This window comes from Egicoccus sp. AB-alg6-2 (assembly GCF_041821025.1).
GTDB lineage: Bacteria > Actinomycetota > Nitriliruptoria > Nitriliruptorales > Nitriliruptoraceae > Egicoccus.
Window position 1 is genome coordinate 267,752 of the sequence record NZ_JBGUAY010000002.1, and the last position, 24,576, is coordinate 292,327.

The following is a 24,576-nucleotide window of genomic DNA, read 5'->3' on the forward strand; positions in this document are numbered from 1 at the left end:
GTTGTCGCCGACGGGCATCGCCGGGTAGCCCGGGCTAGCGACCATCAGTCGACCGCCCCGTGAACTTCCGAAGAATCCGATATCTCAAGTGCGCGCCGGCCCCACGGGGTGAGCAGGCGCGAATCCCACCATGTGGGTCGGCGACATGCGCTCGACGACGACCGATCCGGGATCACATCCACCGCAGAGGCTGAAGAGACGTGAGCAACCACCGGGCGACTATGCGCAGGCTGGTGGCTCGGGCAGCGCACCCGAAGTCAGCGCTCCTCAGGTGAAGTCGTTCGGGCATGATTGCCACAGCGGCACCGGCGGGGAACCGAGGTTCGGGAAGCGGCGTCCCGATGAGACCACCAGACTGACAGGTGTGTGGCAATCAGACGATCGTCTCCGGCCGCTCTCGTGCTTGACTTCGACACCGATGCCTACCACCGGTGGACCCCTGAGCTGAGGTGGAGCCGGCCACCTAACTCCCGTCGGTGGGCACACGTTGGGCCGGGTCGCCGACCACGAGGGAGAGGAGGGATGGGCCCGTTGTCGCGGTGAGATCGGGGCGAAAAGCCGTTAGTTGAAGCTTCATGGGTGCCATCTGGGTGCCATACTACAGAGTATCTACAGAAACGCCCCGATACCGAATGGGACACGAAACGACATAGCCGCAGGTCAGAGCCGGTTTTTCGCCATCGGGTGGGACGCGCGGAAATCGGGCGAAACGGGCGAACTCCGGCTCATAACCCGGAGGTCTGCTGCCACCTCGCGTACGGTCGGGGTGCGCGTGTTGAGACATTGGAGCGCGTGTGTGAATGAGGTCACTAGCCAGAGCTCGCCACTCGCGTTCGGGGAGAAGCTGCTCTCGTTGCTCGACACGGGCAGCTTCACCACGACCTACAAGTACGCGCTGTTGCTCTCGCTGCTCGACGCGACGGTGGAGGGCACCGACGCCGACGGACGGGCGCCAGCGACGCTGTCGGGCCGCGACCTCGGTCGGCGAGTTTTCGAGCTGTACTGGCGGCAGGCTCGACCCTTCAGCGAACACGGCCCGCTCCGACAGTCGCGCCAACGCGACCTCGTGGTCAAGATCGCCGAACTACGTACGCGGCTCGGCCTGTCAGAGCACGCATCGCTGGATGTCGCGCGGCGTGCTGACGAGTTGGCCGTGGCGCGCCTCGAACGCGAAGTCATCGCGACCGTCGTCCGCTATCCGATCCCGCTGCTCCAGCGGTTCGGATCCGGCTCAGGAGCGGTCGACGACCGGTTCATCTACGGCATCGGCTGGGTAGCCGGGATCACCCAGGGGCGGGTGTTCGCCGCCGACTTCGACGACCGGCTCCATCTGCGGCCGGGAGCCGGCGAGCACCTGGCTGCGCTCGCCGGATTGGTCCGGCCGGTGATCGAGCGCGAATGGCTGCGCTACGTCGCCCGACGAAACGACGACCTCGTCGACGAACTGCGCCTCGAGACGTTCCTGTTCGGCAGGGCACGCATCTCGCTCGCCAACGTTCGTACGCCGCTGCTCGAACTGCAGGACGGCCGCTGCTTCTACTGCGGTCGCGAGCGTGGCCCGTGGGAGGTCGACCACTTCCTGCCGTGGTCCCGGTGGCCGGACGACCGTCTCGACAACCTCGTCGTCGCCGATCGGGGCTGTAACGGCGACAAGCGCGCAGCGTTGGCCGCCCTGCCCCACCTGGAACGCTGGTGGCGACGGCTCACGCCGGGCACCGTGGAGCACGAGCATCTCGGTGCCATCGCGACGCGGACGTCGTGGCCCCGTCGTACGGGCCGAACGGCTGGCGGCGCCCGCGGCCTCTACCTCCATCAGCCCCATGGGGCGCTGCTGTGGGAGGCGCCGGGCGAGGTTCGCCCCCTCGATCTGCGGCGGCTGCAGTCGACCCTCGCGTCACGGCAGGCGGCCGCCGAGGATCCCGGCGACTACACGCCGTAGGTCGAGCGCGTTCGACCGGTCTGGTCAGGCAGCGGCGTGGGCTTCACGGAGTCTGCGGCCGATCTCGCCGTTGGTGTCGTCGACCTCGAGGTGCAACTCGCCGGTCGGCAGATCGAGGTAGCCGAGCCGCTCGCCGTTTGGTCCGTTCGCATACAGGCGGTCGTTGCCGAACCTCGTCCAGCGTCGGACCGAGATCGCGCCGCCGGGCGATGTCGGCGTTCCCGCTGCCGGGACGGACGCAGACGGTGCGGGCGCGGCCGGCCGTTGTGATCTCTGACGTGGATCCCAGGTGTCGGGGTCGCGAGCCAACCGTTCGAGGCGCAACACGTCCCCCTCGCTGAACACGCCGGTTGGGAGTCGCTCGAACCAGCCCGGTAGGTCGTGCTCGCGCAGGAGGGTCAGGTTGGCCAACGGCTTCTTGATCGTGATCTCGCAGCCGAGCACGACCAGGACGCTCCAGGCATGGACCGGCCGGCCCAGAGCGGTCGACAGACGGTCCTGCACTGTTCGAGCTTCGCGGAGTGCCGCCGGGACGAATGCCGTCTTGTGACCGTTCTGGAGCACGGCGTGGTCGTACACCGTGAGACATCCGGTCAGGTTCTTGGTATTGAGCACGAAGATGCCCGCAGGCCCCAGCACCAGGTGGTCGAGGTTCGCGCCGCGCCGCCCGACGGTGAGGTCGTGAACGACCGCCCAGGGCCGGGGGAGCCGCTCCAGCCTGCGAGCGACGACTTCCTCGCCCTCGGCGCCGCGCCGCCAGGATCGCTCGTCCGTTCTGGCGTCGAACACCCGCTCGATCAGTTGCTTCGCACGTGACTTGCCCGCCGCGAGCTCCCGCTCCTTCTCCCGTGCCCCCATACCCGCCTGGTTGTGCAGGTACTGCTTGTCGATCCTGATGTGGAACTCGTCCACGCTGCCCCCAAGCACGACGTGGCACTAGCCATCGGCACGCGCAGGTCGCACCTTGAACACCGGCTGGATGAATCCTCGCCGCGGGGAGCGCGGCGGCCCGATATGGTCGGGACCGAAGACGCCGAGGGAGCCCTCCGAACCGAGGGCTGAGAATGCGCCGGGCGGGCGCCCTACCTCGGAACCTGATCCGGGTAATGCCGGCGGAGGGAGCGCGTCGTGGTGGCTACATCTCTCAGTGTGCTGTTGCTGGGCACGGTGCTCGCGGCATTCGTGGTCATCGGCGTCCGTGCCGGCCGCGAGGTCCCACGCGCCGACCTCGACGACTTCACCGTCGCCCGCGGCAGCCAGGGGCCGCTCACCCTCGGCCTGTCGTTCCTCGCATCCGGCCTCGGCGCCTGGATCCTGTTCGCGCCGCCCGAGCTCGGCGCCATCCTCGGCATCGGCCCCGTCATCGGCTACGCGGTCGCCGCCGCCGGACCGTTCCTGGTGTTCGCGTTCGTCGGACCGCGGCTGCGTCGAATCGTGCCCTCCGGCCAGGGGCTGAGCGAGTTCCTGCGCGTGCGCTTCGGGCGTTCGGCGAGCCGCCTCGTCACCGCGGTCTCGCTGCTGTACATGGGCGTCTTCGTCGCGGCCGAGCTCGTCGCGATCGGCGGCCTGGTCGAACTGCTCGGCGGGATCCCACGCCAGCTCACCGTCGTCGCCGTGGTCGCGGCCACCCTCACCTACACCACGTACGGCGGCCTCCGGGCCTCACTGCGCACCGACCGGTGGCAGAGCTGGCTCGTGATCGTCCTGCTGACCGTCGCCGCCGTCGCCGCCGTGGTGGGAGTGGACGGGCCAGTCGCCAGCGTCCGCGACAGCGGCCTGCTCGGTATCGACCGGGTGGGTCTCAAGAGCGCCGCGACACTCATCCTCGCCGTCACCGCCGCGAACCTGTTCCACCACGGCTACTGGCAGCGGGTCTGGTCGGCCCGGGACGATCGGGCCCTGCGCCAGGGCGCCCTCGTCGGCGCCGCCGTCACGATCCCCTTGATGCTGATCGCCGGCGGGCTCGGTGTGCTGTCCGCCTCGGTCGGTCTCGCCGAAGTGCCGGCGCTGTCCATCTTCGTGCTCGCCGCCGAGCTCCCCGGCGTGGTCGTCGCGGTCGTCCTCGTGCTCGGCATCGCGCTCGTCGCGTCGTCGGTGGACACGCTCGAGAACGGCCTCGCCGCCCTGCTCGTCTCCGAACGTCCCTCTCTCCGTCTCGGGCACGCGCGCCTGCTGACCGTGGCCGTAATGCTGCCGGCGCTGGCCGTCGGGCTGGTTGCCACCTCCGTGCTGCAGCTGTTCCTCATCGCCGACCTGCTCGCCGCCGTTCTGCTCCTGCCGGCCCTGCTCGGCCTCTGGCGCCGCACCACCACGACGGCGGTCTGGTCCGGGATCGTCGCCGGCGCGGTCGGGGCGCTCGGTGCCGGCCTGCTCGCGGCGGGCAGCCTCGAGGGTGCGGTCGCCCGGGTCACCTTCCCCGACGCGGTCCCGACCCTGGCGCCGTTCGCCGGCGCACTGCTCGCCAGCGGCCTCGTCACCTTCCTCGTGTCGCTGGGCGGCCGTCCGACCGTCGAGCTGTCCGAGCTCGACGCACGCGTCCGGGAACGCGTCCCCGCCGCCGGCCCGCCGAGCGGAGCCTGACGTGCGCCGCCCCCTGCCACGACTTCACGTGCTGACCTCCGCGGCGCAACGCGTCGACGACCTGCGTGTCGTCGACGCCGCACTCGACGCCGGCGCCCCGGCCATCCAGATCCGCGTGAAGGACCGCACCGACCGCGACCACCTCGAGGTCGCCCGCGCGATCGTGGCGCGCTGCCGCACGACCGGCGCCATCAGCATCGTCAACGACCGCGTCGACCTCGCGCTCGCCGCCGGCGCCGATGCCGTCCACCTCGGCCTGACCGACCTGCCGATCGCCGCCGCACGCGAGCTCGCCGGCGACCGGCTCGTCATCGGTGGAACCGCGCGTGATCCCGACACGGCCCGTCGCCTCGTCGCGGAGGGGGCCGACTACCTCGGGGTCGGCCCCACCTACGCCACCGCCACCAAGGACGGACTGCCAGACCCGATCGGCCCGGGCACGGTCGCCGCGATCGTCGCAGCGGTCGAGGTCCCCGTCATCGCGATCTCCGGCATCACCGCAGCACGGGTGCCCGAGGTCCTGGCCACCGGCGCGCACGGGGTGGCCGTCGTCAGCGCCGTCGTCGACGCGCCCGACCCCGGTGCAGCCACCCGCGAACTGCTCGACCTGCTCGCCGACCAGGGGCAGGCGTCATGACGTCCGACGCGCTGTTCGTGGGTGGCGGCATCATCGGTCTCGCCAGCGCCTGGCGGGCGGCCCGGGCCGGCCTCGACGTCACCGTGTTCGACCCCGCCCCGGGTGCGGCCGCCTCCAACGTCGCCGCCGGCATGCTCGCCCCCGTCACCGAGGTGGAGTACGGCGAGGAGGACCGCCTCGCGCTCAACGTGGCCGCGGCACGTCGCTGGCCCGCGTTCGCCGACGAACTCGAGGCGGCCGCGGACGCCGACGTGGGTTACCGCGCGACCGGCACGTTGCTGGTCGGCTTCGACCGCGACGACGTCGCCGCGCTGTCCGACCTCCACGCGTTCCAGGCCGAACTCGGCCTCGAGGTCGAGCAGCTGCGCAGCCGCGAGGTCCGCGCCCGCGAACCGATGCTGAGTCCCCGCGTCCGGGTCGGCCTGCACGCCGCCGAGGACCACCGGGTCGAACCGCGGGCGTGCGTCGCCGCGCTCCTGCGCGCCTGCGCCGACGCCGGGGTCGTCCTCGACCACCGCGAGATCGCGCGGGTCGAGCAGCAGGGCGGCCACGTCACCGGCGTGCTGACCGCCGACGGCGAGCGGCACCACGCGGGCCAGGTCGTGCTCACCGCCGGCGCGTGGTCCGCCACGATCGAAGGGATCCCGGACGCGCACCGACCGGCCGTGCGGCCGGTGAAGGGGCAGCTGCTCCACCTGCGTGACCCGTCGGGGCGGCAGGTGCTGACCACCACCGTCCGCGGACTGGTCCGGCACCGCAGCGTCTACCTCGTCCCACGCGACGACGGCCGGCTCGTCGTCGGCGCCAGCCAGGAGGAGCGGGGCTTCGACACCACCGTGACCGCCGGCGCGGTCCGCGAGCTGCTCGACGACGCCGCCGCCATCGTGCCCGGCGTCGACGAGCTCGAACTCGTCGAGACGATCGCCGGCCTGCGGCCCACCACCCCGGACAACGCGCCGGTGATCGGTCCCGGCCCCATCGACGGGCTCGTCGTCGCGACGGGGCACCACCGCAACGGCGTGCTGCTGGCGCCGATCACCGCCGAGGCGGTCACCGCGATCCTCACCGGCGCCGAGGTCGACCCGGTCCTCGCCGTCGCCCACCCGGACCGAGCAGGAGCACCGACGTGAACCTCGAGCTCAACGGTCAGCCGCGCTCGTTCGACGGGCCCGTCACCGTCGGCGCGGTCGTCGACGGCGAGGTCGACGACCGCCGCGGCGTGGCGGTCGCCGTCGACGGCGAGGTGCTCCCACGTTCGAGCTGGGACACCACCACGCTCCACGACGGGGCGAAGGTCGAACTGGTCGGCGCCGTCCAGGGCGGCTGACCCCGTCCCGCTCCCGTCGGCCGCACGCGCCCACACATGCCCCTCCGCACCACCGACTCCGATGACAGGAGGCCCCATGGACGAGCCGCTCACGATCGGCGGCACGACGCTGCGTTCCCGGCTGGTGCTCGGCACGGGCGGCGCGAGCAGCCTCGACGTGCTCGAGCGCGCCATCGTCGCCTCCGGCACCGACGTCGTGACCGTCGCGTTGCGCCGGGTGACCGACCGCAGCTCCGGGTCGCTGCTCGACGTCATCGAGCGGACCGGGGTCCGCGTCCTGCCCAACACCGCCGGGTGCTACACCGCCGGCGAGGCCGTGCGGACGGCCCAACTCGGTCGCGAGGCGTTCGAGACGGACTGGGTCAAGCTCGAGGTCATCGGCGACGAGCGCACCCTTCTGCCCGACCCGGTCGAACTGCTCGACGCCGCCGAGCAGCTGGTCGACGCCGGTTTCACCGTGTGGCCCTACACCAACGACGACCCGATCGTGGCCACCCGGCTCGCCGACCTCGGCTGCGCCGCCGTCATGCCCCTGGGCTCACCGATCGGGTCGGGGATGGGGATCCGCAACCCGTACAACCTCGCGATCATCCGCGAACAGGTCGACGTCCCGGTCATCCTCGACGCCGGCATCGGGACGGCCTCGGACGCCGCCCTCGCGATGGAGCTCGGATGCGACGGGGTGTTGCTCGCCTCGGCGGTGACCCGGGCCCGGGACCCCGAAGCGATGGCCACGGCGATGCGTCACGCGGTCGAAGCGGGGTGGCTGGCGCGGCGCGCCGGTCGCATCCCGCGCCGGCTGTACGCCGAGGCATCCACCACCGACGAGGGTCGGCCGGACCTCCTCGGGCCGGACACCGACGGCTCGGCCGCATGACCCACGCGGTCCCGACCCTGGTCGTGATCACCGACCGGCACGCCGCGGCGGGCGCGGGCCGGCCGCTGCGCGACGTGGTCGCCGAGGCCGTGGACGCCGGCGCGCCGGCGGTGCTCCTCCGCGACAAGGACCTCGAGCCGACGGCACGGCGCTCCCTCGGCGAACAGATCGCCGCCGTGGTCAGGCGCGCCGGGGCGATGCTGCTGGTCGCCTCCGATCCCGACCTCGCCCGCCACCTCGACGCGGACGCGATCCACCTCGCCGCACACGATGCGCGTCCACGAGGGAACGCCGCCGGGATGCTGGTCGGGCGGTCCTGCCACGACGACGCCGAGGTGGTGGCCGCCGTCCGGGAGCACGCCGACCTGCTGCTCGTCTCGCCGGTCGCCCCGACCGCCTCGAAGCCCGGCTACGGGCCGGCGCTCGGACCCGATCGCCTCCGGCAGCTCGTCGGCCGCGCGGGCGGTGTGCCCGTCCTCGCACTCGGTGGCGTCACCCCCGAGAACGCGTCGAGGTGGCGTGACGCCGGCGCACACGGCGTCGCCGTGATGGGTGGCGTGATGTCCGCACCCGACCCCGCGGACGCCGTCCGCCGCCTCCTCGACACCCGGGAGCTGCCATGACCACGCCCCACGTCGCGCTCACCATCGCCGGCTCCGACTCCGGCGGTGGCGCCGGCATCCAGGCCGACCTGCGGTCCTTCGGGCAGTTCGACGTCTTCGGGGCCAGCGTGATCACCGCGGTCACCGCGCAGAACACCGTCGGCGTGACCGACGTCCACGTGGTCCCGGCCACGACCGTCACGGCGCAGATCGACGCCGTGCTGGACGACCTGCCGGTCGCAGCCGTCAAGACCGGGATGCTCGCCACGGCCGAACTCGTGGAACTCGTCGCCGCGCGCGCGGCCGCCGGCGAGCTGCCGAACCTCGTCGTCGACCCGGTGCTCGTGTCGGCGACCGGCCACCGGCTGCTCGAGGACAGCGCCCTGGCCGCCTACCGCGACCTGCTCCTGCCGCACGCGACGATCGCGACGCCGAACCTCGACGAGGCGACGGCGCTCCTTGGCCGCCCGCTCCGCACGCTCGACGACGCCCGCGCCGCGGCCCACGCGCTCGCCGAGCTCGGCACCCGGGTCGTCGTGGTGAAGGGCGGCCACCTCGAAGGCACACACGCCGTCGACGTCGTCGTCGTGGACGGCGATGACCACGAGCTCGGGGCCGACCGCATCGACACCCCGAACACCCACGGCACCGGCTGCACCTTCGCCGCCGCTGCGGCGGCAGGACTCGCCAACGGCCTCGATCCGCTCGACGCGCTGGCCGGCGCGAAACGCTACGTCACCGCAGCCATCGCCGGCGCCGCCGCCTGGCGCCTCGGTTCGGGCAACGGACCCCTCGACCACCTTGGCTTCGGCACTTCGTGGCGTGCACCGGGGTAAAGCTCCATCTCGACAAACTCCTCCACGCTCACCCTGCGCCGCCGGCTTGCGCGAATCGGCTCGTTGGCTTGGGCCAGCCGGCTCTTTGTCCGGAGGGGGACGGGCCGCCGCCGCGACGGGCCTCCGTGCAGCTCGTGCTTGACGGCGACGCCGCCTTGTCAAGATGGTGTCGCCATCACTTCCAGGACGCGGTTGGCGCGGATGGCGGCGACGAAGGCGAACAGGTCGAGCGCCCGGCGAGGATCTGCGCCGGTCAGGTCCCGGACACGCGCCAGGCGGTACAGCACGGTGTTCGGGTGCACGTAGAGCATCTCGGCCGTGCGACTGATGGACAGATCACACCGGGCGAGCGCTTCCACGGTCTCGGTCAGGTGCGGGCGCCCCGCAAGCGGACGCAGGTAGCGATCGACCAGCGCCGCGGCCGCTTCCTCGTCCGCTGTGGCCAGCACGTCGAGCAGGACGGCGTCGTAGGCGACCACGTGCTCGGAAGCTGCTGAACGCCGGACGGTCTGCATCGCGGCCAGCGCCTGACGGCACGACGCCCCCGCACTCGCCAGATCGGCGACGGACCGCCCGACCGTAAGGCGGGGCGCAAGCGGGGCGAACTCGTCGAGCAGCACGACGAGACGCCTGACCAGGTCGTCGGTCAACTCGCCGGGGATCAGCAACACGTCGCATCCCTCGGCCGAGCCGGACACGATGCGTCCGGCCCGGTCGGTGCCCAGCACCGCCAGGACGGCCCGCTGCAGCGCAACCACATCGGTGACGTCGGCGCCGGACTGGGTCGACAGGGCCAGGGCGCGGACGTCCTCGACGTCCTCGTCCCAGCCCAGCGACGTCGCGAGGTGGTTGATCTGCTCGCCGCGGAGCGCCCCCGCGATGAGACCGGTGACGAGGTCGCCGGCGAGGCGGTCGTAGTGCGCCGTCACCTCCTCCGTCGTCACGCGGTAGGCGTCGATCGATGCGGTCGCCAGGTCGTCGAAGGCGGCGGCGATCAGTCGCAGGCCGGCCGTCAGCTGGCTCGCGCTCAGCGTGGCTGCCGCATCGACGAACGCGTCGGTGATGACCCGCTCCGCGCTGCGGTAGGACAGGACCACCGCGTCGAGTGGCACGCCCTGCAGCGCGCGGTTGACGCCGATCTGCCGGGCCCGCTCCGTGTCCGCGTCGTCCAGCGGCAGTCCCGCGAGTCGGTCGACCACGGCACGCAGGTTGGGCGTGACCGCGGCCGCATACTCCTCGGCGCGCATGCGCGGCGGCTCGTAGCCAGGGATGTGCCCCCAGGCGAGGTCGAGAACCTGCGCCGCGAGGACGTCGAGCCTGATTCGGAGGGTGGCCGCGACTTGTGTCAGATCCACAAACACCACCCGGTCGGATTCGGATGATCCAACGCTAGCCGGGTGGCGCCATCATCGTGCATGCTTCCTCTTCGGGAGACTGACAGGCCGGGAGCCAGCGTCGCTGAGCGGTAGGAGAAGCTGTGAGCGAACACGCCGATGTTGTGCGGTCGTCACAAAGTGACGATCGGAGTGAGGCGCTGAAGCACGACCACGCCCTCGAAGCCGTACCGATGTCGGAGCGGCGGTCGACCTTCCAGATGGTCGCCGTCGCGTTCGGCTGGGCGGTCAGCGTGTCGGGGTTCCTGGTGGGCGGCACGCTCGGCGGCGGCCTGACCTTCGGGCAGGGCGTGTCGGCGATCGTGCTCGGCAACCTCGTCCTCGTCGTGGTGGCCAGCCTGATCGGACTCGTGGGCTACCGCACCGGCATGACCTCGTACCTGATCGCCAAGAACGTGTTCGGCCGCAGCGGGTCGGTGTTCGTCTCGATCATGCTCGGCATCCTCGCGATGGGATTCATCGGGGTGCTCATGGACGCCTTCGGCAACGCGTTCGTCGCGCTGGTCGACGGCGTGCCGTGGACGTTGGTCGTGCTGGTCTTCGCGGTCCTGGTGCTCTCGACCGCCCTCTTCGGCTTCACCGGCCTGTCCTGGATCAGCCGGGTCGCGTCCCCCGCGCTGGTGATCCTCTCCGTCCTCGGGCTGATCACGCTCGCGCGCTCCGAAGGCGGCTTCTCGACCGCGATCAACGCGGTACCCGAGTCGCCGATCGGCTTCGACGTCGGCATCACCGCCGTGTTCGCGACCTGGGTCACGGGTGCCGCGCTGACCAGCGACATCGCCCGCTACGCCCGCCGCGGACGCGACGTCGTCCTGGCCACCTTCTGCGGCTATGTGCTCGGCGCCGGCTTCTTCGAGTTCGTCGCCATGATCAGCTCGCACGAGGCAGGCACGTCCGACTTCGTGGCCGCGATGAGTTCGCTCGGGCTGCTCCTGCCGGCCGTCATCGTGCTGGTGCTCGCCCTGTGGACCACCACGGACAACAACCTGTACTCGTCGTCGCTCGCCTTCACCCACGCCAGCGAGGTCCTGGGACGAACCGTCGCCAAGCCGATCTGGGTCGTCATCGCCACGGCCATCGCTGTCGGTGTCGCCTTCCTCGGCTTCGCCTCGAACTTCCTGTCGTTCCTGCGGATCATCGGGCTGGTCACGCCGCCGTTCGCCGGTGTGGTCATCACCCACTACTGGGTGCTGGGCCACATCCGGCGCCCCGAGCTCACCAGCCCCGGCTTTCGCTGGCAGGCTCTGGTCGCCTGGCTCGGGACCTCGGTGGCCGCCTACTTCGTCGAGCTGCCAGCCGAACCGATCCTGATCCTCGTCATCGGCGGCGCCGTGTATGCCCTGCTGTCGATGGTGGGACGATCCGAACAGAGCGTCACCGAGCCAAAGGTCACCGCGTGAACCCTCGCTTCGGTCTCGGCGTCCCCACCGGTACCGAGGGGATGATGTACCCGGTGCCCTACGCCACCATCGACGAGGCGGTCGAACTCGCCGTCGCCGCCGAGGAGCTCGGCTACGACTCGGTGTGGGGCAACGACCACCTGACCACACAGGCGTACGTGCGCGAGGAGTTCGACCAGCCGCCGAACTTCTTCGATCCGCTGAGCTACCTCACGTTCGTCGCGGCCAGGACGCAACGGATCCGTCTGGCGACCTGCATCCTCGTGTTGCCGTTCCGCCATCCGGTCGTGGCCGCCAAGCAGCTCGCGACGATCGATCAGCTCAGCAGGGGACGGCTGGTCGTCGGTGTCGGCATCGGCGCCTACCGCGAGGAGTTCGAGGCGCTGCACCCCGGCGTCAAGCTGCACCGTGGCCGCTACGCCGAGGAGGCGCTGCGCTCGCTGCAGCTGCTGTTCACCGAGCGGCGCGCCAGCTTCGACGGCGAGTTCATCCGGTTCGCCGACGTCGAGAGCTACCCCAAGCCGGTCCAGCAGCCGCTGCCCCTGCTGTCGGGCGGCAACAGTCCCGGCTCCAAGGACCGTGCCGGCCGCCTGGTCGACGGCTGGCTCCCCGCCTGCCTCACCCCCGCCGAGGTCGAGTCCGGTCTGGCGGCGATCAAAGAGTCAGCGGACTCGGTGGACCGGCAGCTGCCAGACCACTTCGAGATGGCGCTGCAGCTCGGCATCTCCGTCGCGCCGACGCGCGAGGAAGCCGAGGAACGCTTCCGCTCGTCGCAGGTCTACAAGCACATGGAGTCGCTGGCGGGCTCCACCCTCAAGGATCAGCAGGACGGCGACCTGATGTCACGCAACCTGGTCGGCACTCCCGACGAGGTCGCCACACAGGTGCAGGCCTACCTCGACGTCGGCGTCGACACCTTCGCCGGGTCGCTGTTCGCCTGCGACACCGTCGGTGAGACGCTCAAGGCGATGGAGCTCTTCCGTGACGAGGTGATGGCGCGCTTCACGTCCTGACCTCCGCACCGCCCGCTTCGACCGACACGGGGAGACGACGACACCATGTCCGAAACGCGCTCCAGCCTCGCCGCCGCGCCGCCCGCCGGCCTGCTCGCCCAGCACCTCGACCGGCTACGCGCCGCCCTTGCGGAGGCGCCGTTCGACGTCTTCGTCGCCGGCTCGCCCGCCAACGTCGCGCACGCCACCGGCTACCGCAGCGTGGCGGGGGAGCTGTTCCGCGCTCACCAGATGGCGGCGGTCGTGACCCCCGACGACGTCGTGCTGGTCTGTCCCGTCGCCGACGCCGCCCCGGCCGCCGATGCCGGGATGGCCGCGGACACAATCGTGCACTACGGCCGATTCTTCTTCGAGGTCGCCGACGGATCAGGGCTGAGCGCACCGCCGGTCGACCAGCACGGCGATCTCGCCGCAGCACTGGCCACTGCACTCGGCCGGATCGGGGCGACGGCACGTCTCGGCCTCGACATCGAGGGGCTGGGCGCGAGCTGGCCCGCCGTCGAGGCAGCCCTTCCGCCTGGCAGCGTGGTCGTCGACGCCTCCGCATGGGCGAAGCAGGTGCGCGCCCGCAAGCTCCCCGCCGAGGTCGAGCTGCTGCGGCAGGCCGCCCGGCTGGCGGAGGAGGGCATCGACCGGGCCATCCTCAAGGCCGGCCCTGGGATCACCGAACGCGAACTGGCCGCCGAGGTGGCCCATGCCATGGTCGCAGGTGGCGGCTCGCCCCGGTTCGTGGTCGTGACCAGCGGACCGCGCAGTGCCCTGGCCGACGCGACGCCCACGGACCGTCAGCTGGCCGGCGGCGACCTGCTGCGGTTCGACGTCGGCTGCGTCCTGCACGGCTACTGGTCCGACATCGGCCGGACCGCGGTCGTCGGCGACCCGGACCAGCTCCAGCAGCGTCGCTACGAGGCGATCTACGCCGGCGAGCAGGCGCAGCTCGAGCTCGTAAGGCCGGGCGTCACGGCGCGCGAACTGTTCGACGTTGCGGTCGAGACCGTCGAGACGCACGGCCTGGCGCCCTACCGGCGCCACCACTGCGGCCACGGGATCGGCCGCGAGGTGTACGAACCGCCGATCATCGCGCCCAGCTACGACACCCCGCTCGAGCCGGGCATGACCTTCTGCTTCGAGACGCCGTTCTACGAGCTCGGCTGGGGCGGCATGATGGTCGAGGACACCCTGGTCGTGACCGAGGACGGCTGCCAGATGCTCAGCAGCTCCGACCGCTCCCTGCGCGTGGTGCCGTGGTGAGCGACTACACCGGCAGCCTCCGCTGCGTGCGCTGTGGCCACGACCTCGACGCCCGTTCGCCGTGGACCGGCTGCCCGAACTGCGCCGCCGACGACGTCCATGCCAACGCGCTGCCCACCTATGGGTCGGCCACCGCCGACAGCCTGGCGCCGGCCGCCGACCAGCCCGGGCTGTTCCGGTTCCGGCGCCGACTGCCGATCTCCGATGACGCCGTCCCCGTCAGCCTGGGGGAAGGCAACACGCCACTCGTTGGTGTCGAGTCGCTGGCCGATACCGCAGGCGTCGGCCAACTGTGGTTCAAGGACGAGACGCGCAACCCGACCTGGTCGTACAAGGACCGGCTCGCGGCGGTCGCGATCACCGAGGCGCGCGCCCGCGGCGCCGACACGGTGGCGTTGGCCACGACCGGCAACCACGGCGCCGCGACGGCGGCCTACGCCGCGGCTGCGGGGCTCCGCTGTGTCGCGCTGACGCTGACCTCGGTGCCCACCACCATGAAGGTGCTGATGCAGGCCTACGGCGCCGAGGTGCTGGCCCTGCGGACCGGCCCCGAACGATGGCAGCTGCTGCGCCAGGCCATCGACGCCTGGGGCTGGGTGCCGGTCTCCGGCTTTCTCGACCCGCCCATCGGATCGAACCCGTTCGGCGTCGACGGCTACAAGACGATCGCGTTCGAACTCCACGCCGACCTCGGTGACGTACCCGACGTCGTCGTCGTGCCGGCCGCGTACGCGGACGGGCTGGCCGGGATCCAGCGTGGCTTCGCCGACCTGGTCGAGGCCGGCCTGGCCGACCGACAACCCCAACTCGTCGCGGTCGATCCCTTCGGAGCGTATGCGGCCGCGCTCGGCGATCCTGCCCCGGTCCTGCCACGAGTCGGGTACGGGCCGAGCACCGCCTTCTCGATCGCAACGCCGACGGCGACGCACCAGGGCGTCGCGGCCCTCCAGGCCTGCGGAGGGCTGGCGGCGGGACCGTTCGACGACAAGCAGCTCGCGGACGCACAGCTGCGAATTGCACGCAGCAGTGGCCTGTACCTCGAAGCATCCTCAGCAATCACCTTGCTGGCGGTCGAGCAGCTCGCCGCCACCGGGCAAATCGCTCCCGATGGCCGCGTCGTCTGTCTCGCCACGTCGACGGGCCTCAAGGACATCGGCATGACCGCGGAACACCTCCCAGAGGTGCCGGTCATCGAACCGCAGCTCGACCAACTCGAGCGGCACCTGGACGGTGCCGGTCAACGAGCGGCCGCCGACACATGAGGCTCGGGTTCGCGATCTCGGGAAAGCGGTCGGCTCGCGAGGCGGTCGACGTGGCCCGTCAGGTCGAGGCCGCCGGGCTCGAAGAGGTCTGGATCACGGAGGACTACTTCGAGCGCGGTGCCTTCGCAGTGGCCGGCGCGGTCCTGACCGCCACCTCCCGTGTGAAGCTCGGGATCGGCGTCATCAACCCGTGGACGCGCCATCCCGTGCTGACGGCCATGGAGACCGCGGCGTTGAGCGAGCTCGCGCCTGGCCGACTGCTGCTCGGTCTCGGCGCATCCAACGAGCGTTGGATGCAGCAGCAGCTGGGAATCCCGTTCCAGAAGCCACTCCGTCGCCTGGAGGAAGCGGTCGAGATCCTTCGTCCCGCGCTTCGCGGGGAGGTCGTGCGGCACGAGGGTCTGGCCGGGGCGGTCGATGCCAAGCTGGCCTTCTCGGCCGGGGACGTGCCGATCATCCTCGGCGTGAAGGGGCCTCGCGCCCTGGACCTCGCCAGTCGGGTATCCGACGGGGTGCTGCTCTCGGTGCTGGCGGCGCCGGCGTACGTCGCATGGGCGGCACGGCGTCTGGGTGGCGACCTGCCCTACGGCATCGGCAGCTACATCGCCGTTCGATGCGAGGCCGATCGCGCCGCGGCGCGGGCCGCCCTGCGGCCGTTCGTGGCCTACTACCTCGGTGTGCACGGCGACCATGCCATCACGCGGGAGGCGGGTATCGACCCGGAGCTGGCCGCTCGCTTCCGCAGCGGGCTGCAGGACGGTCAGCCGCGCACGGACCTGGTGACCGAGGAACACCTCGACAGCTTCGTCGCCGCGGGCAATCGGGACGACATCGTCGCCGCGCTCGGCCGGTTCGCCGACGCCGGGCTCGACACCGCGGTCGTCTTCGATCAGACCGACCTGCCCCTCGAACGCGTGCTCAGCGACGTGATCCCGGCTGCCAAGGAGGCCGGGGCGACGTAGGTCCTCCAGACAGTCCGAACGTCGAGCGTCATGCCGCGTCAGCGTGCGAGCGTGCGGTCCAGGAAGGCGATGATGTCGGCGGTGACCTCGTCGCGGTTGGTCTCGTTGAGCACTTCGTGCCGTGCACCGGGATAGAGCTTCACCTCGACGTCGCTCAGGCCGGCCTGCCGGTACTGCTCGGCCAGCGCTTCGACCGTCGCGCCGCCCTGGGCGAGCGGGTCGTCCGAGCCGGACACGATGAGGATCGGCAGGTCGTCGCGAATGGCGGCGAGACGCTGCGGATCCGCCGCTGCAGCAAGGGTGTCGATCGCGGTCAGCGGAGGCGCCTCCCACCCGCAGGCCGGGTCGGCGACGTACGCATCGACCTCGGCGGTGTCACGGCTCAGCCACTCGAAGCCGGTGCGGTGTTCGAACGGTTCGTTGAAGACGCTGAGGTCGGCTGGCTCGTCGGCGGCCAGCACCGGCACGAGCCAGCTCACCTCGGTGCTGCCGGACAGCACGACGGCGTCGACCTCGTCGGCGTGGTGGAGCAGGTGCTGCTGGGCGGCGAACGACCCCATGCTGTGCCCGAACAGTCCGAGCGGCAGTCCGGGCTCGTCCTGCCGGATGCCGGCGGTCAGGCGGGCGACGTCGTCGACCCAGCCCGCCCAGCCGTCCGCGCCCCACGCGCCGTACCCGTTGGCGGCGCTCTGGCCGGAGCCGCGGGCGTCAGCGGCGTAGACGAGGTAGCCGGCGGCGGTCAGGGCCTCGGCGAAGCGGCGGTAGCGAGCGGCGTGCTCGGCGAGTCCGTGTTGCACCTGCACCACGGCCTTCGGCCGGGCATCAGGCGCCCAGCGGTAGACGTGCAACTGCTGTCCGTCACCGGTGGTGACCGTCGTCGTCGACTGCTCCACGTCCGTACTCCTCGCCCAGGTCGTGTCGGCTCAACCGTAGACCCTGGAGATTTGTGGTTCGTGGTGCTGCTCGCGGACGTGCTCGACCGGTAGGTCGAAACGACGCCTGCGGCGCTGGCGGGGTGCCTTGCCAAGCTCCGTGGGGCAACGTATCGTCAAGCCAGTTTTGGGAGTCAGAGTTTCATCTAGTGAAAGCATCCGGGGATCGTATGTCGAGTAAGAAGAGCCTTGCCGCCCAACTGCACTCGGATGCAGTGAGCTTCACACCGGGAGGCGTGCACTCCAACGTCCGCCTCGAACGGGCTACGGCTTTCTTCGCCCGCGGTAAGGGCGCGTGGCTCTGGGACGTCGAGGGCAACGACTACGTCGATTATCTGCTGGGGCAGGGCCCGAACTTCCTCGGGCATGCACCAGAGGCCGTCACCGAAGCGGTTGCCGATGCCTGCAGGCGGGGGATGGTCTACGGCGCCCAGCACGAGCTGGAAGTGGAAGCGGGCCGCTCCTTCCTCTCAGCGGTGGCATGGGCGGATCAGGTCCGGTTCGGCCTCTCAGGGACCGAGATGGTGCAGGCTGCGCTGCGGCTGGCCCGGGCCGTGACTGGCCGGAAGAAATTCATCCGATTCGAAGGCCACTATCACGGTTGGCTCGACAACGTGCTCCTCGCACCACAGGCGGACGGGACCCCGGGGCCGGCAAGTGCAGGTCAGTTGTCCAGCCACCTCGAGGACTGCGTGATCCTGCCGTGGAACGACGAGAACGCGCTCGCGCACGCCTTGGAAGAGCACGCGGGACAGGTCGCCGCGGTCATCACCGAGCCGTTCATGTGCAACAGCGGAGCGGTGTCGCCCCGTGACGGCTACCTGCAACGGATGCGCCAACTATGCGATGAGCACGAGGCCGTGCTGATCTTCGACGAGGTCATCACGGGTTTCCGGGTGGCGTTCGGAGGTGCAGCAGAACGTTTCGGCGTCACCCCCGATCTCGCGACCTACGGCAAGGCAATGGCCGGGGGATGGCCGGTGGCGGCCCTGGCGGGGCGCGCCGAACTCATGCAGCGGTTTGCGGACGACGTGAGCCACGCCGGCACCTTCAATGCGTCGGTCATGGCCTGCGCGGCGGTGGTCGCAACGCTCGAGGAACTGCGTTCCGACCCGCCATATGCCCGGGTCGAGGCGCACGGCGAAGAGGTCATGGCAGGTATCCGGAAGCTCGCGGACGACCACGAGGTGCCGTTGCGGGTGCAGGGACTCGGGATGTCCTTCCACGCCTCCTTCGGCCCGAAAGACCGCGTTTTCGACTTCCAAGGCCTTCAGGCACTCGACCTTCAGCGTTACAACGCACTGGCGCAGCGATTGACGGAGTTCGGGGTCTGGGTGGCCGGACGAGGCATCTGGTACGTGTCCGCCGCCCACGGCGACAGGGAGGCGACCGTGGTGCTCGAACGGCTGGATGCTGCGCTTCGAGCGTGGCACGGGTGAAGTCATTCGAGGCGCGGCGCCGACGACCACTTGACAAGCCGCACCAAGCCATGTTGAGTTTTTGAAATCACCTATTTTGGTAGGTGAAACCGGAGGGAGCCGGGTATGAGGGAGCAGTCACGACCTGCCGCCGTCGGCGCAGCGTTCTCGCGACGGACGTTCTTGCAGGGCAGTGCAGGACTGGGAGGCCTTCTGGCCACCGGTGGGCTCGCTGCAGTGCTCGCAGCCTGCGGGCGAGCCAACGAAGGTGCGCCGACCGGTGAGCCGGGTGAGAATTTCACCGGCGCGCTCGGTCTGCTTCTCGGATCGCACATGGGGCCGGTCCAAGAACTGGTGACCCAGTACGAGAGCGAGTATGGGGTCACGCCCGAAGTCCAGGAGATCACCACCCCTGATCTCCGCAGCGTCGTCTCCAGCGCCTTCCTGGCGCAGAGTTCGCCCTGGGATGCCATCTTCACGACCGCCGTCCTCGCGCAGGAACTCGGTGCCCGCAACTGGGTGCAGACGGTCGACGCCTTCCTGGACCAGAGCGTTCGTGCGCGAGGCGAGCTGATGGACCGCGGATTGGGTGCGATCAGCGCTGCCGACGGCTACCTCGCGGTGCCGTGGACCATGGGCGCTCCGCTGATGCACTGGAACCGGCAGTTGCTCGAGGATGCCGATCTCGACCCCGACGCCCCACTGAACTGGCACGCCGAACCCAATTCTTGGGACACCTTCGTCGAGTATGCCCAGGCGCTGACCTTCGAACGCGACGGCGTCCAGCACTACGGATTCACCGACGCGTGGGCCGATGACCACATCCTCTACACGTGGGGATCGCTGCTGCAGATGCACGGCGGACGTTTCCTCGACGACGAACACGAGCCGGTCTTCAACGACGACGCCGGCGTCGAAGCGACCATGAAGATGTACGAGCTGCTCAACACGCACAGGGTCGTGGATCCCGCCGTGAACACCTACACCTGGGTGTTCGATGCATCCCCGGGCTTCCTCAACGGAACGCGCGCCTTCTTCTTCACCTGGCCCTTCATCGCTGGGGTCGCCAACGACCCAGAAGGGTCCGAGATTGCTGGCAACAACGCGTTCGCGCCTCAGCCCGCCGTCGAGACCAGTGCGTCGGTCGACGGTTCGGAGTTCCTCGCCGTGCCGGTGTTCGCAGACAACGAGGACGAGGCCTGGCGCTTCCTCGAACTGGTGACCAGCCCGGAGGGGCAGCGCACCATCGCGCTCGGAGGCTGGGCCTCGATCTACCGCGATGTGAACCTCGATCCGGAGGTCCTCGAAGCGTTCCCGGTCAACGAGGCAGTCGTGCAGTCCTACGAGTACCCGGTCGACGGTGGCTACTCGGCTGATCGCGAGATCTGGGGGCCGATCCTCGGCAACCAGATCCAAGAGGTGTTTGCGGACAACAAGAGCGCCCAAGAAGCACTCGACGACGCCGTCAGGCTCATCCGCGCCGAGCGGGAAGGTTAGAAGTCATCGGGAACGTGACGGGGACTGAGACACACAGCCCCGCGAACTCAGCGCTCGCCGACGATCCAGATGGCTCGGCGCACAAGCGCACGTCGTGGCGGCGACAGGAGCGGCGGACCGCGCTGCTCCTGGTCGCTCCGGCGTTCCTCGTGGTCGCGGGTGTGTACCTCTATCCGGCCGTCGCGACACTCGTCTACAGCACGACGTCGATCGACATCGGTACCTACACGGTGGAACGGTTCGTCGGTCTGGGCAACTTCGAGACCGTGCTCCAGAGCGACACCTTCCAGACCGTGTTGCTACGCACCATCTACTTCGGTGTGATGGTTTCCGTCCTGACGGTGATTCCTGCCTTCTTCATCGCCCTGCTCCTCAATCAGCGGTTCCCGGGTCGAACCGTCCTCCGCGTCGTCGTGTTGCTGCCATGGGCAGTGCCGCCGGTTGTCGCTGGGGTGTTGTGGACCCAGATGTTCCAGTCCGAGTACGGGTTCGTGAACGCTGCCCTCCGCGAGTTGGGTTTCTCCGGACAGACCATCTGGCTCGGCGAGCCCAACCTGGCTCTGCATGCCCTCGTCATTGCCGAAGTATGGCGCTGGTTGCCGTTCGCAACCCTGTTCCTGCTGGCGGGGCTACAGACCATCCCCCGAGACGTCTACGAAGCCGCCGACGTGGATGGCGCCACCATCTGGCAGCGAATGACTCAGGTGACCCTCCCCTTGATGGGGCCGATGATCATCCCCGTGGTCATCTTCCTCTTCGTGTGGGCGATGAAGGCCTTCGACACGATCTTCGTCCTCACGCGCGGTGGCCCTCGGATGGGGACCACGACCTTGAACTATCTCGTCTACCAGCAGGGCTTCGAACAGTTCCGCTTCGGTCGTGCGGCCGCGACCGCCTACCTGCTGACGCTGCTCACACTCTTCGTGATCATGGCGCTCAGCCTCCTCCGTCGGTACGGCAAGAGGCGAGTCGCATGACGATGTCACGACGTTCCCGTCGCAGGCTGGGTCACGTTGGTCGATACTCAGCCGCCTTGGCGGTGTTCACCTTCGTGGCGTTCCCCTTATACGCGGTGTTGCTCACGAGTGTGCAGACCGAACGTGACGTCCGATCGCCGGACCTCTCGCTGATTCCGACCTACCTCGACTTCAGTCACTACCAGGCGGTGCTCACGCCCGGACACATCGTCCCGGTCGTCGAGGGGATGATGAACAGCCTCTTCGTCTCCCTCGTCGCCGCGATTATTGCGGTCGCTCTCGCCGCTCCCGCCGCCTACGCGCTGCACCGACTGCATGTTCCAGGTGGCAGGTACATCCTGGCAGCGATGGTGTCGGTGTACGTGTTGCCCACGCTGCTGTTCATCATCCCGCTCTACATCGCCTGGATCAGCGTCGGCCTCCACGACACGTACGCGGGGTTGATCATCCCGTACGTCGCGTTCCTTCTGCCGTTCACCGTCTGGATCCTCGGCTCCTTCGTCAAGGCGGTCCCCGCCGAGGTGGAGGAGGCTGCGCGGATCGATGGCGCCTCGCCACTGCAGATCCTGACCCGCATCGTCACCCCCTTGATCTTGCCGGGAGTGTTCGCCTGCCTGCTGCTGGGGTTCATCCTCTCCTGGGTCGAGTTCCTCACGCCACTGCTGTTCACCAGCGACATCACCATCCTCACCGTCGCGCTCGGGCTGTACCGCTCGACTTTCGACATCCAGATCGGGCAGTTGGCGGCATCAGCGGTCCTGACCGCGCTTCCCGTGATCGTCATCACTCTGATCTTCCAGAAGCGCCTCCAAGAGGTCATCGTGGTCGGAGCCGACAAGTGACGTCCGATCCTGCCCAGAAAGGCGCCGCCATGGACGTTCGACTGCACACCCGAACCTGGCTGGAAGTCCGTGAGCTGCTTGATGACGAGCCCGTCATCGTCATCCCGATCGGTGCGCTCGAACAGCACGGTCCGCATCTGCCGCTCGAGACCGACTTTCGGATGGCGGACACGGTCGCCGAGTTGGCCGCCCAACGAGCCACTGCGGACGGCACCCCAACCCTGGTCACGCCGCCGATCTGGAGCGGCTACTCGCCCCATCACATGGACTTCCAGGGCACCGTCACGCTCAGTTCCGCGACCCTTCAAGCCGTCATCCGCGACGTCGCGGTCAGCCTGTGGCGCCATGGGTTCCGCAAGATCTTGTTCCTCAATGGCCACGGTGGGAACGCGAACCTGCTCGGAGGCATGGTGCAAACGCTGCGGTTCGAAGAAGGGGTCAGGGTCGCAGCCGCGAGCTACTGGTCCTTCGTGGCCGACCGCATCGGCGAGTGGCGGCACTCCGGACCGGGCGGGATCGATCACGCCTGCGAGATGGAGATGTCGTTGATGTTGCACGTCCGCCCCGAGCATGCCCGAGCCGAGGTCGCGACCGACGGCACGTGGTTCCCCAACTCCCGCTTCCTGACCGGCGACCTTGCCATCGGTGCGCCGGTCTCGGTGTCGTGGAGCTTCAGTGAGCTGACCGAGAACGGGACGCTGGGCGACCCCGTGAAGGCGAGCGCCGAGCGCGGCGCCGAACTCCTCACCATGATCGTCGACGAGGTCGCCGCCTTCCTCACCGAGTTCCGCAACTGGAACTGGGACGAGCCGCGAGCAATCTGAAAGGACGCGCGATGACGACGCCCAACCTCATGTGGGCCTACCCCTGGGACCTGCTCGACGAGGGCATCGGCCCGGCGCTCGATCGGATGCAGACCCGGGCGAAGGTCACCGACGTCGCCGTGACCACGGTCTACCACGCCGGCAAGTTCCTCCACCCGAACAACCCACGGCGCAAGATCGTCTTCCCGGAGTCCGGAACGTTGTACTTCCCGCCGGATCGGTCATGGTACGGCCGCCAGCGGATCACCCCGCCGGTATGGCCGGAAGCGCAGACACACGATTTCTGGCCCGCGCTCCGCCACGAGACCGCCCTGCGCGGGATGGGGCTCACGGCCTGGGCACTGTGCCTGCACAACAGCGGCATTGGGAGTGAGCACCTCGACTGCACCGTGCAGAACGCCTTCGGTGACCGACTCCGCACCGATCTGTGTGCAGCACACCCGGACGTGGGCGACTACCTCACCGCCGTCATGCGCGACATCGCCGCGTCACGGCAGGTGGACCGCATCCTGCTCGAGTCCTTGGAATTCATGCCGTTCCAACACGGCTTCCATCACGAGGTCATCGGCGTTCCCGTCGGTCCGACGATGGGACTGTTGATGGCGTTGTGCTTTTGCGAGCACTGCCTGCGGGCGGCCCGACAAGACGGCGTCGACGGCTCAGCAGTCAGACGCTGGGTGGTTGACGAACTCGACGACCACTTCGCCGACCCGTTCGCGCACGATCCGCCCCACTGGAGCTGGGATGAGCTGCGCGCCGCAGCCAACGGTCAGCTGGGCCGGTTCCTCGACGTACGGGAGCGCCTCGTCAGCGACCTCACCCGGCGTGTGGTCACCGCGATCCGAGACGCATCGGACTGCACGATCGCGGCCCTCGACTTCGGACCGCTCTACCCCCACGGTCCCGACGAGACCCGGTGGGAGAGCGGGGCCGACGTCGCCGTCCTCGCCGAGCTCGTCGACGAGATCCACCCGACCTTCTACTTCACCGATCCCGAGATCCATGCCGAGAAGGTGCGGACCTACGTCGAGATGCTCGGTGGCCGGATGCCCATGCATCCCGCCATCCGGGCCATCCTGCCGCAAACGGATAGCCCCCAGGCGTTGGCAGCTCAGCTGGCGCCGCTCGCAGGACACGTCGAGGGCGTCTCCTTCTACAACTACGGCTTCATGGCCCGTCAGACCCTGGATTGGATCGGGAGCGCCATCGAGGGCATCGAACCGCAACGGCCGAAGGAGACGACATGACCCCGACGCTCGACATCCTGATCCAACCGGTGGTGCTGCGCTTCAGCATCCACCAGGACGAAATCGTCTACCACTTCGCTTCCAACGCCGACATGCAGCTCGACCGCATGGAACACCTCATGGGTATCGACCCGAACGAAACCATGCTCTTCGATTCCAACCTCGGCTTCCTGCCGATCGCGACCACGGTGCTCATTCGGGGTGAGCGCAACATCGTGATCGACCCGGGTAACCACCACACCGGTTTCTACGGGCAGCTGGGCTTGTCGCTACGCCGCTTCGGGCTGGAGTTCAGCGACATCGATGCCGTGGTCGCCAGCCACTGCCACCACGACCATTTCTCGAGTGTCTTCAAGTTCCCGGGCAGCGAACTGGTCATGGGCGAGGGCGAGCTCGACTTCGCCCGCTCCGTCTACGGCAAGGAGACGGTCGACGCGACCGTCGGCAAGCTCGGCACCCTCTCCGAGGTGCCGCTCGACGGGGTCGTCGACCTCTGTGAAGGCGTGCAAGTGGTGTCCACTCCGGGTCACACGCCCGGTCACGTCAGCGTGGCCGTGGAGATCGGCGACGAGCGCATTCTCATCACCGGCGACGCGTCGATGACCCGCTCCGAGTACGAGGACGGCGCATTCAGTCACTGGTACGAGGAGGACCAGCGGCGTGAGGTCGAACGCAGCGCCGAGCGCATGCGGTCGCTCGAGCCGACGCTCGTCCTGCCGGGTCACGATCGCGCTTTCCGACCGCAGGAGCGGCGATGAC

General features: G+C 69.5%; 23 protein-coding genes and 1 riboswitch. Of the genes, 20 read left to right on the plus strand and 3 right to left on the minus strand.

The window, feature by feature from the left end; all coding sequences use genetic code 11:
* The first annotated feature begins 796 nt into the window (after positions 1–796).
* Positions 797–1,939: an HNH endonuclease gene (locus ACERMF_RS03835; protein ID WP_373667700.1), complete on the plus strand. Its 1,143-nt coding sequence runs from the start codon at positions 797–799 to the stop codon at positions 1,937–1,939.
* 24 nt (positions 1,940–1,963) lie between these two features.
* On the opposite strand, the gene ACERMF_RS03840 is transcribed toward ACERMF_RS03835, so the two are convergent.
* On the minus strand, positions 1,964–2,851 hold the full coding sequence (locus tag ACERMF_RS03840; protein ID WP_373667701.1) for an NERD domain-containing protein: 888 nt from the start codon (positions 2,849–2,851) through the stop codon (positions 1,964–1,966).
* Positions 2,852–2,964: 113 nt separating this feature from the next.
* Positions 2,965–3,078: riboswitch (TPP riboswitch) on the plus strand.
* On the opposite strand from ACERMF_RS03840, the gene ACERMF_RS03845 reads away from it, so the two are divergent.
* The 7 genes from ACERMF_RS03845 to thiD all read left to right on the plus strand — a co-directional run bounded on the left by ACERMF_RS03845 (position 3,068) and on the right by thiD (position 8,798).
* Entirely contained in the window at positions 3,068–4,519 is a 1,452-nt protein-coding gene (locus ACERMF_RS03845; RefSeq protein ID WP_373667702.1) for a sodium:solute symporter, read from the plus strand. Its footprint overlaps the riboswitch before it by 11 nt.
* A 1-nt stretch (position 4,520) precedes the next feature.
* Entirely contained in the window at positions 4,521–5,156 is a 636-nt protein-coding gene (thiE, locus tag ACERMF_RS03850) for a thiamine phosphate synthase (protein WP_373667703.1), read from the plus strand.
* Positions 5,153–6,286, plus strand: coding sequence for a glycine oxidase ThiO (thiO, locus tag ACERMF_RS03855; protein WP_373667704.1), 1,134 nt, complete (start codon positions 5,153–5,155; stop codon positions 6,284–6,286). The genes thiE and thiO overlap by 4 nt, the downstream gene beginning before the upstream one ends.
* A complete protein-coding gene (gene thiS / locus ACERMF_RS03860) occupies positions 6,283–6,483 on the plus strand; it encodes a sulfur carrier protein ThiS (RefSeq protein WP_373667705.1) in 201 nt (66 codons plus the stop codon). The genes thiO and thiS overlap by 4 nt, the downstream gene beginning before the upstream one ends.
* A gap of 76 nt (positions 6,484–6,559) precedes the next feature.
* Positions 6,560–7,360, plus strand: coding sequence for a thiazole synthase (locus tag ACERMF_RS03865; RefSeq protein WP_373667706.1), 801 nt, complete (start codon positions 6,560–6,562; stop codon positions 7,358–7,360).
* A complete protein-coding gene (locus tag ACERMF_RS03870) occupies positions 7,357–7,983 on the plus strand; it encodes a thiamine phosphate synthase (protein WP_373667707.1) in 627 nt (208 codons plus the stop codon). The genes ACERMF_RS03865 and ACERMF_RS03870 overlap by 4 nt, the downstream gene beginning before the upstream one ends.
* Positions 7,980–8,798 carry a bifunctional hydroxymethylpyrimidine kinase/phosphomethylpyrimidine kinase gene (thiD, locus tag ACERMF_RS03875; RefSeq protein WP_373667708.1) on the plus strand — a complete coding sequence of 273 codons (819 nt, stop codon included), beginning with the start codon at positions 7,980–7,982 and terminating at the stop codon, positions 8,796–8,798. Before ACERMF_RS03870 ends, thiD begins: the two co-directional genes overlap by 4 nt.
* A 158-nt stretch (positions 8,799–8,956) precedes the next feature.
* On the opposite strand, the gene ACERMF_RS03880 is transcribed toward thiD, so the two are convergent.
* Positions 8,957–10,153: a PucR family transcriptional regulator gene (locus ACERMF_RS03880; RefSeq protein WP_373667709.1), complete on the minus strand. Its 1,197-nt coding sequence runs from the start codon at positions 10,151–10,153 to the stop codon at positions 8,957–8,959.
* Between the two features lie 212 nt (positions 10,154–10,365).
* Here ACERMF_RS03880 and ACERMF_RS03885 point away from each other — a divergent pair, with 212 nt between their 5' ends.
* From ACERMF_RS03885 to ACERMF_RS03905, 5 genes are read left to right on the plus strand one after another with little or no spacing between them, the layout of a single operon-like run.
* Positions 10,366–11,592, plus strand: a complete 1,227-nt coding sequence (locus ACERMF_RS03885; protein ID WP_373667710.1) for a cytosine permease — start codon at positions 10,366–10,368, stop codon at positions 11,590–11,592.
* Positions 11,589–12,605 carry an LLM class flavin-dependent oxidoreductase gene (locus ACERMF_RS03890; RefSeq protein WP_373667711.1) on the plus strand — a complete coding sequence of 339 codons (1,017 nt, stop codon included), beginning with the start codon at positions 11,589–11,591 and terminating at the stop codon, positions 12,603–12,605. The genes ACERMF_RS03885 and ACERMF_RS03890 overlap by 4 nt, the downstream gene beginning before the upstream one ends.
* A gap of 45 nt (positions 12,606–12,650) precedes the next feature.
* A complete protein-coding gene (locus ACERMF_RS03895) occupies positions 12,651–13,856 on the plus strand; it encodes a M24 family metallopeptidase (protein ID WP_373667712.1) in 1,206 nt (401 codons plus the stop codon).
* The gene (locus ACERMF_RS03900; protein ID WP_373667713.1) at positions 13,853–15,118 is read left to right on the plus strand and encodes a pyridoxal-phosphate dependent enzyme; all 1,266 of its coding nucleotides are present in this window, start codon (positions 13,853–13,855) and stop codon (positions 15,116–15,118) included. The genes ACERMF_RS03895 and ACERMF_RS03900 overlap by 4 nt, the downstream gene beginning before the upstream one ends.
* Positions 15,115–16,080: an LLM class flavin-dependent oxidoreductase gene (locus ACERMF_RS03905; protein ID WP_373667714.1), complete on the plus strand. Its 966-nt coding sequence runs from the start codon at positions 15,115–15,117 to the stop codon at positions 16,078–16,080. The genes ACERMF_RS03900 and ACERMF_RS03905 overlap by 4 nt, the downstream gene beginning before the upstream one ends.
* A 38-nt stretch (positions 16,081–16,118) precedes the next feature.
* On the opposite strand, the gene ACERMF_RS03910 is transcribed toward ACERMF_RS03905, so the two are convergent.
* Entirely contained in the window at positions 16,119–16,973 is an 855-nt protein-coding gene (locus tag ACERMF_RS03910) for an alpha/beta fold hydrolase (RefSeq protein ID WP_373667715.1), read from the minus strand.
* Between the two features lie 209 nt (positions 16,974–17,182).
* On the opposite strand from ACERMF_RS03910, the gene ACERMF_RS03915 reads away from it, so the two are divergent.
* The 7 genes from ACERMF_RS03915 to ACERMF_RS03945 all read left to right on the plus strand — a co-directional run bounded on the left by ACERMF_RS03915 (position 17,183) and on the right by ACERMF_RS03945 (position 24,575).
* Positions 17,183–18,451: an aspartate aminotransferase family protein gene (locus ACERMF_RS03915; protein ID WP_373667716.1), complete on the plus strand. Its 1,269-nt coding sequence runs from the start codon at positions 17,183–17,185 to the stop codon at positions 18,449–18,451.
* A gap of 312 nt (positions 18,452–18,763) precedes the next feature.
* Complete coding sequence (locus tag ACERMF_RS03920; RefSeq protein ID WP_373667717.1) at positions 18,764–19,927, plus strand: ABC transporter substrate-binding protein; 1,164 nt, start codon at positions 18,764–18,766, stop codon at positions 19,925–19,927.
* Positions 19,928–19,941: 14 nt separating this feature from the next.
* Positions 19,942–20,904: a carbohydrate ABC transporter permease gene (locus ACERMF_RS03925; RefSeq protein WP_373667718.1), complete on the plus strand. Its 963-nt coding sequence runs from the start codon at positions 19,942–19,944 to the stop codon at positions 20,902–20,904.
* A gap of 62 nt (positions 20,905–20,966) precedes the next feature.
* Positions 20,967–21,746 carry a carbohydrate ABC transporter permease gene (locus ACERMF_RS03930; RefSeq protein WP_373667905.1) on the plus strand — a complete coding sequence of 260 codons (780 nt, stop codon included), beginning with the start codon at positions 20,967–20,969 and terminating at the stop codon, positions 21,744–21,746.
* 29 nt (positions 21,747–21,775) lie between these two features.
* The gene (locus tag ACERMF_RS03935; protein WP_373667719.1) at positions 21,776–22,570 is read left to right on the plus strand and encodes a creatininase family protein; all 795 of its coding nucleotides are present in this window, start codon (positions 21,776–21,778) and stop codon (positions 22,568–22,570) included.
* Between the two features lie 11 nt (positions 22,571–22,581).
* Positions 22,582–23,817, plus strand: coding sequence for a hypothetical protein (locus ACERMF_RS03940; protein WP_373667720.1), 1,236 nt, complete (start codon positions 22,582–22,584; stop codon positions 23,815–23,817).
* A complete protein-coding gene (locus ACERMF_RS03945) occupies positions 23,814–24,575 on the plus strand; it encodes an MBL fold metallo-hydrolase (protein ID WP_373667721.1) in 762 nt (253 codons plus the stop codon). Before ACERMF_RS03940 ends, ACERMF_RS03945 begins: the two co-directional genes overlap by 4 nt.
* Position 24,576: the final 1 nt, after the last annotated feature.

What these genes read in the sequence shown, in the direction of transcription:
- ACERMF_RS03870 (WP_373667707.1), top strand. Translation starts at nt 7,357, where the DNA reads ATGACCCACGCGGTCCCGACCCTGGTCGTGATCACCGACCGGCACGCC.
- ACERMF_RS03895 (WP_373667712.1), top strand. Translation starts at nt 12,651, where the DNA reads ATGTCCGAAACGCGCTCCAGCCTCGCCGCCGCGCCGCCCGCCGGCCTG.
- thiO (WP_373667704.1), top strand. Translation starts at nt 5,153, where the DNA reads ATGACGTCCGACGCGCTGTTCGTGGGTGGCGGCATCATCGGTCTCGCC.
- ACERMF_RS03945 (WP_373667721.1), top strand. Translation starts at nt 23,814, where the DNA reads ATGACCCCGACGCTCGACATCCTGATCCAACCGGTGGTGCTGCGCTTC.
- thiD (WP_373667708.1), top strand. Translation starts at nt 7,980, where the DNA reads ATGACCACGCCCCACGTCGCGCTCACCATCGCCGGCTCCGACTCCGGC.
- ACERMF_RS03935 (WP_373667719.1), top strand. Translation starts at nt 21,776, where the DNA reads ATGGACGTTCGACTGCACACCCGAACCTGGCTGGAAGTCCGTGAGCTG.
- ACERMF_RS03920 (WP_373667717.1), top strand. Translation starts at nt 18,764, where the DNA reads ATGGGGCCGGTCCAAGAACTGGTGACCCAGTACGAGAGCGAGTATGGG.
- ACERMF_RS03940 (WP_373667720.1), top strand. Translation starts at nt 22,582, where the DNA reads ATGACGACGCCCAACCTCATGTGGGCCTACCCCTGGGACCTGCTCGAC.
- ACERMF_RS03885 (WP_373667710.1), top strand. Translation starts at nt 10,366, where the DNA reads ATGTCGGAGCGGCGGTCGACCTTCCAGATGGTCGCCGTCGCGTTCGGC.
- ACERMF_RS03905 (WP_373667714.1), top strand. Translation starts at nt 15,115, where the DNA reads ATGAGGCTCGGGTTCGCGATCTCGGGAAAGCGGTCGGCTCGCGAGGCG.
- ACERMF_RS03915 (WP_373667716.1), top strand. Translation starts at nt 17,183, where the DNA reads ATGTCGAGTAAGAAGAGCCTTGCCGCCCAACTGCACTCGGATGCAGTG.
- ACERMF_RS03865 (WP_373667706.1), top strand. Translation starts at nt 6,560, where the DNA reads ATGGACGAGCCGCTCACGATCGGCGGCACGACGCTGCGTTCCCGGCTG.